At 55.9% G+C, this 14,759-nt stretch carries 10 protein-coding genes; 3 read left to right on the top strand and 7 right to left on the bottom strand.

Features of this window, described 5'->3' with window-relative positions; genetic code table 11:
- Positions 1-51: 51 nt before the first annotated feature.
- The 4 genes from PZA18_RS03195 to PZA18_RS03180 are packed head-to-tail and all read right to left on the bottom strand — an operon-like array spanning position 52 to position 5,666.
- A complete protein-coding gene (locus tag PZA18_RS03195) occupies positions 52-1,011 on the bottom strand; it encodes a ComEC/Rec2 family competence protein (protein ID WP_284099345.1) in 960 nt (319 codons plus the stop codon).
- A 30-nt stretch (positions 1,012-1,041) separates the two neighbouring features.
- Entirely contained in the window at positions 1,042-2,217 is a 1,176-nt protein-coding gene (locus tag PZA18_RS03190) for a patatin-like phospholipase family protein (RefSeq protein ID WP_284099344.1), read from the bottom strand.
- Positions 2,214-4,529: a ThiF family adenylyltransferase gene (locus PZA18_RS03185; protein WP_284099343.1), complete on the bottom strand. Its 2,316-nt coding sequence runs from the start codon at positions 4,527-4,529 to the stop codon at positions 2,214-2,216. Before PZA18_RS03185 ends, PZA18_RS03190 begins: the two co-directional genes overlap by 4 nt.
- Positions 4,530-5,666 carry a hypothetical protein gene (locus PZA18_RS03180; protein ID WP_284099342.1) on the bottom strand — a complete coding sequence of 379 codons (1,137 nt, stop codon included), beginning with the start codon at positions 5,664-5,666 and terminating at the stop codon, positions 4,530-4,532.
- Between the two features lie 130 nt (positions 5,667-5,796).
- On the opposite strand from PZA18_RS03180, the gene PZA18_RS03175 reads away from it, so the two are divergent.
- Positions 5,797-6,702, top strand: coding sequence for a helix-turn-helix transcriptional regulator (locus PZA18_RS03175; protein WP_284099341.1), 906 nt, complete (start codon positions 5,797-5,799; stop codon positions 6,700-6,702).
- An 818-nt stretch (positions 6,703-7,520) separates the two neighbouring features.
- Here PZA18_RS03175 and PZA18_RS03170 read toward each other — a convergent pair.
- Positions 7,521-9,392, bottom strand: coding sequence for a beta-1,3-glucanase family protein (locus PZA18_RS03170; protein WP_284099340.1), 1,872 nt, complete (start codon positions 9,390-9,392; stop codon positions 7,521-7,523).
- A 325-nt stretch (positions 9,393-9,717) separates the two neighbouring features.
- Here PZA18_RS03170 and PZA18_RS03165 point away from each other — a divergent pair, with 325 nt between their 5' ends.
- Together PZA18_RS03165 and PZA18_RS03160 are read left to right on the top strand one after the other, a co-directional pair.
- Positions 9,718-10,458: an ATP-grasp domain-containing protein gene (locus tag PZA18_RS03165; protein WP_284099339.1), complete on the top strand. Its 741-nt coding sequence runs from the start codon at positions 9,718-9,720 to the stop codon at positions 10,456-10,458.
- 38 nt (positions 10,459-10,496) lie between these two features.
- A complete protein-coding gene (locus PZA18_RS03160; protein ID WP_284099338.1) occupies positions 10,497-10,727 on the top strand; it encodes an ATP-grasp domain-containing protein in 231 nt (76 codons plus the stop codon).
- Between the two features lie 36 nt (positions 10,728-10,763).
- Here the strand turns inward: PZA18_RS03160 and PZA18_RS03155 are convergent, their stop codons facing one another.
- Positions 10,764-13,205, bottom strand: a complete 2,442-nt coding sequence (locus tag PZA18_RS03155; protein ID WP_284099337.1) for a YbcC family protein — start codon at positions 13,203-13,205, stop codon at positions 10,764-10,766.
- 12 nt (positions 13,206-13,217) lie between these two features.
- Positions 13,218-14,735 carry an NADH-quinone oxidoreductase subunit L gene (locus PZA18_RS03150; RefSeq protein WP_284099336.1) on the bottom strand — a complete coding sequence of 506 codons (1,518 nt, stop codon included), beginning with the start codon at positions 14,733-14,735 and terminating at the stop codon, positions 13,218-13,220.
- Positions 14,736-14,759: the final 24 nt, after the last annotated feature.

The following is a 14,759-nucleotide window of genomic DNA, read 5'->3' as shown; positions in this document are numbered from 1 at the left end:
AATTGATAACTAATTTTCATTATTTTCCGCAATGCATCACATTACCAATCCCTAATGTGGCCAGTTATTTTTCTTGGCTAGAACATTTCGGATGGTATCGGCATTACTGCACAGTAACTTGGATTTTCTGGAGCGGAAAGTGCGCTCAGAGGAAATTTTAGTGCTATTTGCACAATAGTTAATTACTTTGTAATCCATCGTGTGGCCACCAATACTCGCAATTAGCACATCTCCAGTCTTGGTAGTGAAAAGTGGTATATTTTGCTCATAGAGCATGCTCCGAATTTCTTGCCTGGGATGGTCGAACTGATTGTCATAGTTGCTACTGCAAATCGCCACAGAAGGCGACAATTTCCTCAGCAAGTTCTTCGTGGTGAAACCATTATCTGCACCATGGTGCGCTAGAATCATGACATCAAGCTCTGCGCAAAGAATTGTCTTGCACCGTTTGAGCGATGCAGCAATGCTTGGGTCTTCGACGTCCCCGAGACTCAATACGTTGAAGCAACCACTGCGAAATAGCTTTATTGTTGAATTGTCATTGGAGTCTTCTCTGAGCGCTCTTGGGTGATAGTAGATATTCTTATAAAGGAGCTCACTGGCATTATTGAGCGTATCGATATATGTCGGGGTAATAGCCTGAATTACTACGGCAGAATCAATTTTATTTCGCGTGGCCTGGTACCGCTCAATCTGAACCCGACAAGTCTCGCCGCTGTCGGTGTGAGGTTCATACCCAGGCATCTCAACCCGTGTTGGGCGAAGTTCATTAAGTATCCACTCCAACCCATCAGGGCTACAGTGATCCCTATCCCAACTCGTAATGTGCAATGTATCAATTGAATTCTTGCCACATTCAACCAACTCGGCCTTTAACTGTGGCTCATTAACTTCCGTTATCATTGCCTCAATGAGCGTGAAATGGTCTTTGGCGAAATATGAGAAAGACGAGCCAGCCGTGCCCAATTGGTAAGCCCGAAATCTTGTAATAACAGAATTAATATTATTCATTTGAATCCCCAGTAACTATATACAGCACACTCACGACGCCCGCTCTACCTGAGACATCAGGCTCAGATTCCACTTGGCAGTTTCATACCCATGTCGTTCAAGTAAATTAAAGATGGGCATACTCAAACGCCTTAACGTCGTGTCGTAGGTTGCAGCCCGCTCAGCATCATCGGAGGATAACCATTCATCGACCAGCAGTGTCTCAGCGAGTGCCTCTTTTCCCCTGGCGTGTTTCCGGATTGACGGCTCTGCTGCTGCACCAATACCGACATACGCTCCAGCCTTCGGATAAACTTGCAAAAAATTCACAAATGACCGAAGTCGTAAGGCCCGGCACTGGTCCAGTGCAATATCTGCAATACGCTTAAACCGGAATGGATTTAGTGGATGAGGAATAGTCTGGCGAGCAAGGGGAGCTCCGCCGTCGGACACTAGCAGATAGGCTACATCTGCCTTTAAAGTCGCATCCCTCTTCAGCAACTGCCGCCCAACATCAAACATTGGTTCAATCCCAAGGTTGTCATAAAGCCCACCGTCGTAAAGGTGCAAGTTATGAAATGGAGATTGATAGGGCTCGGGTGAGCTGCCGCTCCAATCTTTGCGTTTCATCCAACTGAACCTATCAGATTTAATTGTCAGCGGGCCAATGCCTCCTGGGAATGCGGCAGAAATAGCCATTGCACTAGCAAGGCCGAAGTCATTAACACCGGCATAACCAAGTTCATAATCACCCATCGTTCCATTCTTGAAACGATAGCGCCGACCAGTTTCACCTGTTGTGCAGTTAATCGACCAGACAGGGGTAACTCCAATCTCGCCAAGGGATACTTTTATTCCCCACAAGCTTCGTATGGCTTGCGCGAGCACGTTCGCACGAGAAAGAACGAAACGCCAATTCAATGGATTGAAAATCAACCGAAGAATAGCTGAACGCTGTAGCGATTTTGAGGTTAACGTTTTCCGAACATGAGGCAGGACCTCGCCCAAATAAATTTCCGAAGTTGGCCAATTGTATTGGCAATACTGAAAAACCAAACCAACAAACAGGCTTCCTCCAGAAACAGAGGAAACATGGACGATCTCTTCGATAAGTTTTTGCTCAGCCAAATACCTTAGAACTCCAGCATGAAAGGCGGCTGCACGAACGCCTCCACCCGAAAGAGCCAGGCCGATAGGACCGGAAACCACTTTCCCATCTTCGTTCACTTAATTTTCCCCTCGCCCAGAGAAATTGAAATATCTGTTTCACCAACAATAACCATCAATGCGGGTACTCCATCCATGGCAAGTATTTCCGCCAGATAAGCCAATAGCGCAGCGTCTACAGCGCTTGGTGACGCACAGGAGTGCTTGGGATGAGAGTGCCATTCTCCGATGTAGCCAACAATGTTGGCGGTCAGTGCCGCTGAATTTGCAATTGCCTCCGAAACACCGAGGGCCCCGCGAGTGAAGCCAGTCTGACTCGAGTTACTATCCGACGGAGCCAACAGCACATCCACCAGGTGGATGGCCTTCCGTTTTTGGTCCACATAACCCAGGATGACCCCGCCGGTTTCATTTGGCAGAAACTCATCACGAATATTGTTGAGTTTCCGAGTAATGCCTTCGTCCCAGAAGACTTGCCATTCGCCCAAGATTACCTTTTGAGGGACCTCTACTGAAACAACCGTGCTTTCCAAAGCACCTGTCTCATTGTTCAAAGACCAAACGTAAATCTGGGCATCGGACTTCGCTGTCAGCAGTCGAATTTGTCGTGCAAGCGTGGCGCCATGGATCTGCACCAAATCATAGGGCAGCACGCCCGAAAGATCCCTGCATCCGCCACCCACCCAGTAAGCCCCGTGATGACCGTCCAAGTGTGACTTACCCCACTCGCTGGTCAAAACGGCACGGTAATACTGAGCTTCGATTGAGCTAAGCCGAGCTTTGCGGCCGGCATCCTCCAGCATCAGGACAGAGTCACGACCGGATGGGGTAAAGAAGACCGACGCCATACGCGGACTTTCATCGCGATCAGACAAATCGCGCGGCACTTCCAACGTCGTAGTCGCATCGACGAGTAGGGTAGCGCTCATAATGGCTTGCTTGACCGCGTCATTGCCCAGGGCCGAGGCCTTCGCGAAGATCGCAACCGGCTTAGGTGCGTTTGGCCAAGTCTGCTCCAAGAGCTGGGTGACTGCATCGACTTTCGCCCAGCCGATGTGCCAGTCCCTAGCAATATGACGCACCAAGTTATGTGGGTGTACTACATCATCGTCGATGTATGTCCACCGCCCCCAGCCGGTACGACACCACAGGTCTGCCATGCAGCTTCCTAGGGCCCCCACGCCAGCGAGCACTCCGTCGAACTTAGCCCCATCATTCTTAACGCCAGAAGCCCTGCGTGCATCGCTCGACATAAAGGTATGCCGCACATCAACCGGCTCGAGAGTTAGCTTGCGCCAAGCCTCCATGACGGCTGAAACGGCGCTTGCACTCTCCAGGAGTTGAAGGTTGTTGACGTAGGCCCTGCCGTCTTTGCCATCTATAGCAGCGTCGCATGAGATACCCAGACTTGCGAGATTGGCGCCATGGATGATGAAACCTATGACATCAACCCGCTCTGGGTCAGCGCCAACTTCACGGACAACAGGGATCCGCAACAGCAAGAGCGTGTGCTGCACATTGGGGTTGTGGATAGATAGTCCGGTGCTTGGAATAAGCTTTTTCAGGGTCTCCACTAGGCCCAACAGAAATTCGGAACCACGCGTTACAAGCTGATCCTGAAGAACACCCAGTGTCCCTGGATACCGTTCGATACCGGCGGCCAAAGCCGACGGAACCTGAACTGCCAAAACATCTAACCCTGGATTATGGTCGTCGCCCCGTACTATGCCGTTGGATACGAACTCTCCACGAAGTACCGTCCCGGTTGCTCTCGCACCTGCTTTGGTCAATCGCAATATTTCATGCGAACTTGCCGAGCGAGTGTGGAAATCTGCCGGGAGAACAACCAGGTAGTTCGACACGAAATACAAACGCTCAAGTGGCTGATCGTTTCGATGCAGGGTTCCTTGCGCGGTTTCACGCAGCCACCAAAGTATCCGCTCCAAATGCCTTTCTGGTGTCCAAGTTCTTTCCACTGCGCTCCAGGTCTCGAAATACAAGCATAGGCAAGCGGGCTCGTCTGGCAGCGCATGGTTCTGATGAGGGGTAGCTGGGAAGTCAGATCGTAATGCCCAAACTTCATGCGGTGTTAGCAATCCGGAGCCATGCAGTAACAGTAGGCGTTCACGGTTCTTGATACCTACCGAGTTGCGAGACGGGATCGTGCCATCGCAGCACTCGACGACAATTCCGTCAATGACGTCTAGATCGTTGTCAACCGTCTTCCCACCATTCAAACGACGCAGCTCCACCACCTCGAAGGCGTGGTGCCGCTGGCATGCAGCCAGAAGCTGACGAGCCCCTTCGTGTGCCAAATTGCGTGGATCAGTATCCGGGAGCAGCTCCCCTGGAGCGCAATAATTGGCAGCCACTCAGCCTGCCCTCGGCGCCGGCCTGGATGTAATGATGCTGGCGGCTGAGATTGCTGCCCGTGATAGCGACACACCGTGAGCATCAACGGTAAATTCCAAGGGCTCCGGCCTGGTGGCATTCGGCTCCTCCATCGTCACAAGGAACTTGGCACCGTCAACTTGCCGTAGGTAGCGCTGGTAGCACTTTTTCGCTTGTAGATGTGGTGGCTGAATCTGTTCCCGACCTTCCTTCGTGTCGAGAATCGGATCACTCGAGCTGACGAGGTAGCCGCCCTCCTTGCCAGCGAGGAGAATCTCTTTGGCTCCCGCTTCAGGCTCCGTCTCGTACTCGCCCTTTTCGTCACTCAAAGCCTTGTAGCTGCAGTGGTGTGGGATGTTGTACAAATCCCAGGCGAGACGATCCATGTTTCCGTGAGCTCTGGTCGTTTCAACGATGTCTTCCAGAACCGACCAGGTAGAGTCGCCAACTGCGAGATAGTCGTAATCATTTCCGTTCTTGCGGAAACGTACGTTGAAAATCAGCGATGCGTCGTTCCGCAGGTCATCCCCTTCGTCAACATGCTTGATGAAAGGCGAGTGACAGAAGAACTCAACACCATCGGTAGCAATATCGAAGTCCGGTGCAACCTGACCAGCATCTGTAATGAGATGGCGCCGCGAGGCCAGCGTCATACCATTTTTCTCAAGCCAGTCCTTGAGCTTTTCTGGCTTGGAAAACACCCGAATGCCTTCGCCTTCCTTAAGTCGGTGCCGTGCCTCCTGACGCCAGATGACAAACTCTGATGACTGTTCGTCATTGGTAGCCGTTTCAAGAACCATCGCAGCCGGCACCCAGAGTGTCCTAATCTTGATGCGCCCCTCTCCCTGATACTTCGCAGCATGTAGGAGCTCAAAGAACTCTGTACTGTTCTCGATGTGGTCTTTGTCTCCATGCGTGAAGGCCACAACGTCATAGTAGTCGCGCCCGACATCCTTGAGCTCCTGTTTAAGGCGAGCCTTCAGATTGATCTCCGGGCCTGAGCCATCCTCGGTCTTCTTCAGATGGCGGTAGTCCATCAGGATACGTTTACCGTTCTCAAGGACGACTTGACTGGTATCGCCGTTACCAATTGGGTAAAAAATGATTCGATGTGCCATTTTCCTCTTCCTAATCAGAGTCAATCCTTGACCGCATCACGACCCTGGTTCTTCGATGGGTGTGCGTGTAATTATTATACGAATATTTTTTATTCCTGTATGGTTTTTGTTCTAATGCTATCATGCTGCGATGAGTAATCTGAAACGACACGGCCTTGAACAGCCTCAGACCAAGGTAAATGTACGATGGGGGCAAGACCGACGTCTTGCATTCATCGACTTTCGTCTGCAATGGGACGGCCATATCAACCGGGGTGACCTGACCGAGTTCTTCGGTATCTCAATACCGCAGGCATCGCTCGACATAGCCCGCTACACAGAAGTCGCACCACAGAATCTCGCTTATGACCGAAGCTCTCGGGAGTATCGAATCACGGAGAACTTTCAGCCTATTAGCTCAGAGAGTCAGCCTCAGCGGTACCTGAGTGAGCTTCTTGGTTCTGCGACAGGAATCTTGGATTCAGGTGGGAGTTTCATTGGATGGAGCCCCCCCGTCGAAAGTATTCCTCGCCCTGGTCGGATAGTTGAAGCCATAACATTGGCCGCCATATTAAAAGCCATTAGAGTGGGAACTGGCCTCAAGATTGTCTATCAGTCCATGTCCCGCCCTGAGCCGAGCACTCGGATCATTTCGCCGCACGCTCTCGCTAATGACGGCTTTCGTTGGCATGTACGCGCGTACTGTCATTTGCGTTGTGAATTCCGTGACTTCGTATTAGGACGGATTCTCGAAGTGCATGAGGCTGAACCGGCCGGAAAATCTCCAGCAGAAGACACCGAATGGAATAAGGTTCTAACCTTAGTCCTCGCTCCGCATCCAGAACTATCTAGTGGAAAGCGTCGTGCTATCGAGATGGACTATGGGATGCGTAACGGAGAGGTCAAATTGCAGTGTCGTCAAGCGCTACTCTTTTATACGCTGCGTAGCTTGGGCCTAGAGAATCGCGATACACGCTTGCCGGAGGTACAGCAGATTATTATTAAGAATCAATATGATATTGACAGCTTCCGTTCACCACCTTCTGCCATAGTGTGAATCGTCCCGACGTTCCTAAATATTCACGATCTACTGTAGATAGAGGTACAACTCACTTCTTTCTCATTGTTTCACTGCTCAGGTACGTGACGTACCATGTCGTCAGCGCTCAACGCATCCCACTGCTTGGTTGCAGAGGTCCGGTCGTGACGTACGGACCGACGCGGCGCTGAATGCCTGTTCCTCAGTCAGGCCCGGTACTGCCCACGACAGGAATCTTCGGTAAACCAGCGCCGCTGGATCTCAATCCGGCTTTTGGGCAGGGATTGGCGGTGGCTTGAGGCCGGTCAGTAGGTTTAGTCCCATAATCGGCCCTTCCAACCGGGCATTTGGGCGAGCAGGGCACGGCAGGCACCGTTGGTGGGAGGAATACAGTATATACGTAAATAGCATGACAAGCTGGCGTGCAATGTGGTGCCGAAATATGCTCCAGCCGTTTAGCTGTCGAATTGCTGGAGATAAAAAGTCACCGCCTTGGGTTATCGTAGTTACCAACTATTTTCCGTTGGAAGTTGGAATACCTTGGGTGCGAATGAAATGAGGTTACGAACTATTTTTCTAAATTTCACCTTGAGACTTACCAACCATTGAGGTTTTTGGGGGTGGGTTTGTCACCAACTTTATTTACTTCCTACACACGCTAGTGGGCTGCCCCGGTCTGAGTACCGCGGAACAGAAAAATGCCAGTCAGTAAGCACTGACTGGCATTTGTTTTATGTGCCGCAAACAGGCTCCGGGTGCGTCGTGGTTTGCAGATCGTGTGCAACGGGTATGCGCAGGTGGCTCAGGCCCAGAACCCGAGCCTGCCGCTGACAGGCTTACCACCCGGCGGTAACGACCAACGCTTTCGGATTGGGATGCTCCAGCAGGCTGCTGTGGTTGCGCACGTCGTCGTAGCAAAAACCATAGGCCAGCCCGTCGATGCTGTACTGGTGCCAGAATCGTGCAAAGTAGTTTGCTGGGCCTTGCTGGTAGTAGTAGCTGGCGTTGCTCCAGTTGGCCGGGTCGATACTGACCAGCAGGTGTCGATTGAAGGCGGCGGTGATCTGCGCTTGTACGACAAGCTCAAGGGGATTGCCGCTGGCCAGATTGCCCGAGCCTTCCAGAATGGCTTCAGTGGTTGGTTTGCCACGGATGTACAGGTTTTGCGGGCCGCCATCCTTGCTGAAAACAAAGTCGTTGCCAATGACCCGGCCGCGAAAGGTACCGGCTTCGGCCGTGAATACCAGATCCCGGTTACGGTAGGTCTCCCAGACCTGATCGACATAGCGGTCGAAATAGTTGCTGTAACGGCCACCATGTCCGAACCCTGCTTTGCCCGGCGCAACGATGCGATAGGGACGTTTGACCAGCTTCTGGAATTCAGGGGGGACCTGACTTTCAAAAGCGGACAGCAAGGATTCCCGGCTGGCTGTTTCGCCCAGAGTGCGGTCGTAGCCATCTTTGCCTACCAGTCGGGTGCGGATGGGGAAACCGAATTGGTCAACACGGGTGGAGTTGCCGTGGTAACCATACTGGTCAATGGTGAATTCCACCCACTCAAAGTAAACGTCCTGATTGGGGTCGGTAGGGTTGCCAAGATCCGGGCCGGCAAAACCGGTGCGCCCATCGGCGGCGGTATTGATCTTGATGTACATCGGCGAGCCAAGGCTCAGAAACATACGGCCAGAGTCGATGCGCGGTAGTGAAACCCAGTTCAGATCTGACAGCTTGTGAAAGTAGTTGGCGTAGCTCTGGCCATTCTTTACCAGATGGTTGCTGGCTTGGTTGTCATTAACCGATGCGGGTATCAGATTGCCCTGGCGATCCACCCAGGAAAGCTGGCGAGTAATCGGGTGATAGCCGATCACCGACCAATAGACCTGGTTATCGCCATAAGCCCCACTGGTAGCATTCTTGATTTGCAAGGTCATGACCTGATTGCCAACCGGGATTTCATTGCCGTTGCTACCTGCGGCAAGCAGATTGATCCAGTTCAGATTCCAGCCAGCACCTGTGGCGTAAAGGCGCAGGGTCTGCTGCCCGGCAGGCAGGGCAACGCTGGTGCGCACGGTGGTCCAGTTTTGCCAGCCGCCCGTATTGGGTACGGTCATTGTTGCCAGCGTTGCGCCGCTGGCACTGCGTAGCTGAAATGCCCCATTGCCCCCCAGGCTGGCCACGCGGAAGTCGAGCAGGTAAGTGCCAGCGCTAGCAACGTTGAGCCGGTAATCCATCCAGTCGCCAGCGTCGATCCAGCCCACATTCTTGCCGCCGCCATCCGTAGTGTCTTCGGTCTGCACACCACTCATACTCAGCCAAGCCTCGGCTTCGACCTTGCCCGGTATGGTATGCACAGGCCCTTCCGGTAGTGGCGTGGTTGTCGATCCCACCACATAGTTAAAGCGCGGTGTGTCGTAAGCAGCGGGGCCATTGTTGTAGGTGAACCAGTAATTCACCTGATTGCCGGTTGTGGCCGTCAGACGGTACTCATAGCGGGCAGTGGTGGCATTGGCCGCCATGCGCACATTCTGCTGGGCGCCACTATTGATGCTGTAGTGCAGATCGGCCCAGCGGGTGTTGACATTCGACTTCAGCCAGATCGTTGCACTGCCATTGTCGCTGCTGCCGCCGTGGGTGTAATCCGCCGCAGCGGCTATGGTGGGAATGCCGATCAGCACACCCACCAGCCATGTTTTCCATATACCTGCCATGCTATTTCTCCATGTTGTTTTCACGAGCCGGTTGAGATCGACAACTCAGCCGCCCTCCAGGGCCGGTAGATTATTAATCGACGGTCTATGACGTTGTCAATGCAAATGGAATTGGCAATCACTTGCATTTCCGCCAAGGCGAACCAGTGGCCAGTCAAGTGGAGGATGGCGTGTGAGACTGCCAGTGCTTGGTGGAATATGGTGGGACAACGGTATTGCCATGTATCGCCTAGCAGCGGTGAAACCGGTCAGAATCGAGCCAAGAGCATGGACTGCGACGCGATGACATGCTTACTTACAACTTTGAGCCAGATGGACCAATACGATGCCAACACTGATTTTTACTCCACGCTATACCGTGGATTCCCAAGCGCTATGGAAGGCTGCCGGTAAGATTGGCTGGCGTGTTGAACGGCTGGCAGGCTGGCGGGTACCAGACCACTTGCGCGAAATTCCGGATCCGATCTTTTACGGGGAAGCCTTGTTTGGACCTGTGCTGGCTGAACAGCTGGGCTTGGCTCTGATCAGCCCATCCGAAGACTGGCTGGTCAATCTGCCGTTCGAATACAGATCACGCCAGATTTCAATGACTACCCTCGGCCTGGCGCGGCAAAACTCACAGCCACGGTTCGTGAAGCCGCCCAACGACAAGAGCTTTCCTGCCAGTGTGTATCGTGGGTCTGAATTACCGACTGAATACCCGGACGACATGCCGGTTCTGGTGTCGGATGTGGTGGTCTGGCAGAAGGAGTTTCGCTGTTTCGTTCTAAATCGCAAGTTGATGACCTACTCGATTTATTCCCGCTTTGGCGAATTACAGGAAGCGCAGGGGTTTGCCAGCAGTGTTGATGAACATCAACAACTGGAAGCGTTCCTGTCCCGTTTGCTTGCCGATCAGCGCGTGGAGTTGCCGGTTGCTACGGTCGTTGACGTTGGCACCATCGCGGGGGATTGGGCCTGCGTCGAGCAGAATGCCGCTTGGGGCGCGGGTATTTATGGTTGTGATCCCGCCAAGGTTCTGGAGGTGCTGGCCCATTCCTCCCTCAGAGTTTCGTGCAACTCATGAATACACGGTAGGTCAGGCACAGAGGCAGGCTTGTATCTATGAAAGCCAGCCAGAGGTTGGTGAAGTGTGGAAATCGGGTTCTGGAGGCGCAGCGCCTCAAGGTGCCATTTTTGGTTGTCGATATTGCCAAAATGCAGGATGGACGCTGGATCGTCATCGAATGCAACGATGCGCAGGAGTCCGGCTATACCGGGATAGTGCCCCAGCTGCTGTGGCGGCAGGTGCTGCAGGCCATTCCGCCCACAGAACATTCAGGCAATGGCGGATAATTTTACGCGCCCGGTGCGGACTCCCGCCATCGACTGTCAACCGCCGTACCAATGCTGCCAGCCACCGGTGCGATACACCTCAACCATGCGGCCATCGAGCCGGAACAGGTGGAGCCAGTGGTTGCCGACCAACTGCTGCAGCGTAGGGTGACGGCTGAGAATGGCGTCGATGCGGGCGGCAGGGGCTTCAACAAATACCGACAGCCGCAAGGGTGTGTGGCGCCAGTGCCCACCGTCATGTACCGATTGCAGCGGCAGGCCGATGCGCAGATCGCCGGCATTCCCTTCAAACACACCGATGTGACCACCTACTACGTTGTGCAATAGCTTGTTGCCGCTGCCATAGTGCAGCGGGTCCACGGTCGAGGCGTGGTACTGCATGTTGATCCAGTGCGCGACGATAACCGGCGCGGTCAGGATCTGTTCCAGCAGAAGGCCGTTCACGTCGGCACTGGCATCGTAATCATGCAGGAAGGCCCGCGCCTGTAGCGGCAAGCCGTAGCTGCGGGCTCTGGGGGCAGCAATGAAGCAACCGTTATTAACCAGTCCCCACTCGGGGCGGGTTTGCGCCCAATCGTTGGCTCGGCGGCGAAAAGCCTGGTCCAGCTCGGGTGTGGTCGCTAGGCCGATCTGACTGGCGCGTTCGGCGCGTGCCCGAGTGGCGGCCGTTGTCAGGGCCTGGCGCAGGCGCTGCAGGTCGGCCGCGTGGCTGTTGGGGAGCGCGGTGGTATCGAACAAAGTGATGTCATCGGTGGTGGTGTTGTGCAGGCCAGCCAGAAAACAGGTGCTGTCGGGGATGTCGATGGCTCGCCGTTGCAGTGCCTGCCGTAACGCCGCATCGTTAAGAAGGGCCGCCAGCGCCCGGGCATTGACTTCGCCGGTCTGGCCGCAGCAGGCCCCGCAGTGCAGGCCGGCGGCATGCGGGTTGTTGGCACTCTGGCTGCCGTGGCCGACCAGTAGTACCAGCCGGGAAAGCCGGCCCGTCATCCCCATTGCCCGCAAAACCCGCTCGGCCAGATCCAGCGCTGGTTGCGGGTCGTCTTTTGCAAATTGTAGTGTCGGTCGCAGCTGGCAAGATTCTGCAGATGACAGGCCGTCATCCTCTCCTGACTGCAGCGCCCGCTGCGAGGGCAGGCTCTGTTGCAGCAACTGTCTCAGGTAGCCCAGCCCAAGCGATTCAACCAACGCAAAACTTGCTGCGGGCAGGCGTCGGAAAGGGTTCCAGCTGGCGCGTCGCCGCAGGCGTAATTGTCGCCGCTGGCTAATGGCGGCATCGGCCAGGGGGTCTCCGGTACTGTCGCTGGCCTTCAGGCAGGGGGCTAGTAATCCCGGTAACTGGGGGCGGCTGGCCGTGGTGCCCAGCGGGGTGTAGGCAATGGGCAGACCGAAGAAGCCAGCATAGCCGTGGGTGTGGATGGCCGGATCGGTCTGCTCCAGCGCCCGGCGGAAGACTTCTGAGCGGACGTCAATGCAGAAGACGGCCTGGACGCTGGGTTCGGGTAGCGCGGTGGGAGTCTGCTCCGCCAACTGGCGAGCCAATGGCTGCTGATAGGCAACTTCCTGAGCGCGCTGCCACAAGGCAAGGGGCGGCAGATGGGGCGCCGGCGGCACGACGGGCTGCGCGGCCCAGCGCTGCTGCCACTGATGCCATACCGAATCAACCCCACGCTCCCCATCATCCAGTAGGCATTCCCATGCCAGTCGGCAGGCCAGTAGCTCAACGATCTGCTGATCGTCGCCAGCGTGCAGTCTTGCCTGCCAGCGCAGGTAGGCACACCAGGCGGCCCAACCGTTGATGCGTAGCAACAGCAGAGTCAGGTAATCGCGCAGACTGTCAGCAGGAATGGCCAGTTTCTGCACCGCCCAGCGGATCAGCCCGACAGCATCGGCGGGTAGCGCTGTCGCGCGTTGGCGGAGTTGGTGGGCGTGCATCAGCAGGCTGACGCTGTGGTCTTGCTGCACGGATTTCCGCCAGCTGACGTAAAGCTGCCCGGTGTGGGCAGGGTGCCAGTCGGCTTGGTCCTGATCGAAAAACGCCGCGCAGAACTGGCTCAGTTGCTGGGTAATGGCGTCGCGCCAAGCGGGGTGATGCAGTACCTCGCACTCGAAATCCACCAGATCAGAAAGCAGGGGAAGAGAGGTGAGGGCTGGGGTGTCCTGGTCCAGTGCCGCCAACAGGGATTGCAGGCTGTGCGGGTGCCCGGCCTCATCCATCGCCTGCTGCAGGTGTTCGGCGCGAATCTCGCCGGCCTGCCAGGCCTGGCGGTAATACGCGGCCGGCATGGTCAGGCGACTGCCATTCAGCCGTTCCAGTGCCTGGCTGGCCTGATGGAAAGGCCGGTCTATCCAGTTCCAGTAAGGGCTGACGGCAATCAGTCGGTCGAGTGGCCAGTTCGGGGCAATCGCAGCACAGGCTTGGTCGATGGCGACCAGCAGCTTGGCCTGGTCGGTGACGTCTGGGTGTTCTGGTGCAGTCATGATGTTTCCCCTTCAGTTCGCTGGCGTGGCCAGACGGACTGGCCAGACTCGAAAAACAAAGCGTGTATAGCGTTCATCCAGATAAAACCCGGCGTAGGCCCAAGGGTAGAGGCGGCGACTCAGAGCACTGTCGGGGTGGCTGCGCAGCCAGCTTTGCGCCAGATACAAGCCGCCCAAGCTCGTGATCACCCACAAGGTAGCGGGCCATCCGGGAGCGTGATGCGTGGGCACTAGCTGGGAAAAGGCCAGATGCCAGAGCAGATAAAGCTGGGTGAGCGCCAGCAGCCGCAAGCAGCCGGTTGCCAGGCTTGACCGGCAGTGTGGCGCCACGGGCCAGAGCAAGGGTGCCAGACCGAGGCTGAGCACCGCGATCGCGACGACGGGCGGGGCAAAGGCCGGTTGCCACAGTTGCCAGCCATAGGCGGAGCCGGCAACCAGCAATCCGGACAGCACAGGCGCCGCCACGGCCCACTGCCATTGGCGGTCTGGGCTGAGCGGAGACTGGTCTGACACCAGCGTGCGCTGCTGGTGCAGCTGCACGGTCTGGCCCGCTGTCAGAAAGGCGTGGGCCTTGTAGAGCGAATGGGCGAGCAGATGCAACAACGCCAGTTCGTACAATCCCAACCCGCACTCCATCAGCATGAAGCCCATCTGGGCACAGGTTGACCAGGCCAGCCGGACCTTGATGCTGATGCGTGTCATCATGACCAGCCCGGCCAACACGGCGGTGACGCTACCGAACCCGATCAGCAAGACTTGTGCGGCAGGCGCCAGAGACAGCAGCTCGGCCAGCCGGATCAGGACAAACCCGCCCAGATTGACGATGCCCGCATGCAGCAACGCCGAGACCGGGGTGGGGGCTTCCATCACCTGAATCAGCCAGCCATGCAGTGGCAGCTGCGCCGACTTGAGAATGGCTGCCAGTGCTATCAGTGCGGCCGCCAGATGCAGACCGGTTGTGAGCTGGTCGAGCGCCGCCAGATGCGAGGCCAGATCGGCGAGCCAGAGAGAGCCGGTGTCGCGGTGAATCAGCCACAGCGCCAGCAGCAGGCAGACCTCGGCCATACGGCTGACCAGAAATTTCTTGTGCGCCACGATCTGGGCTGGGACCCGCTCGCGATAGAAAGTCAGTAGAGGGTGCAGCCCCAGGCTGCTGACGGCCCAGGCGGCAACCAGCATGCCCAGATGCGGGCTCAGAACCACGCTGCTGACCGCCGCCAGCGTCAGCAGCAAGGCGCTCAGATAGCGCAATTGGCCTGCCTCGCCCATCAGAGAGGTGCGCGAGTAGCGAACGATGATCCAGCCAAGCAGCGCGATCAGGCCGGCAACCAGCAGGCCCGGCCAATCCTTGGGGGCGCCGGCAGGTTGCACGATTTGCACCAGCGCGGTGACGGCCACACTGGCCAGGCCTGCCAGTGCGCCAGTTTCAGCCAATTGCCAGCTGCGTGACGGCCAGAGCCGGGCCAGACCCCAGGCCAGCAGGTAGCCAAGCGGGAGCAAGCCACACAGCCATTGCATTGCCAGTGCCATATTGCGTTCCTTGAGGTGGCGGTG

The organism is Parachitinimonas caeni (assembly GCF_030129945.1).
Lineage (GTDB): Bacteria > Pseudomonadota > Gammaproteobacteria > Burkholderiales > Chitinimonadaceae > Parachitinimonas > Parachitinimonas caeni.
This window is presented reverse-complemented; position numbering and strand designations above follow the sequence as displayed.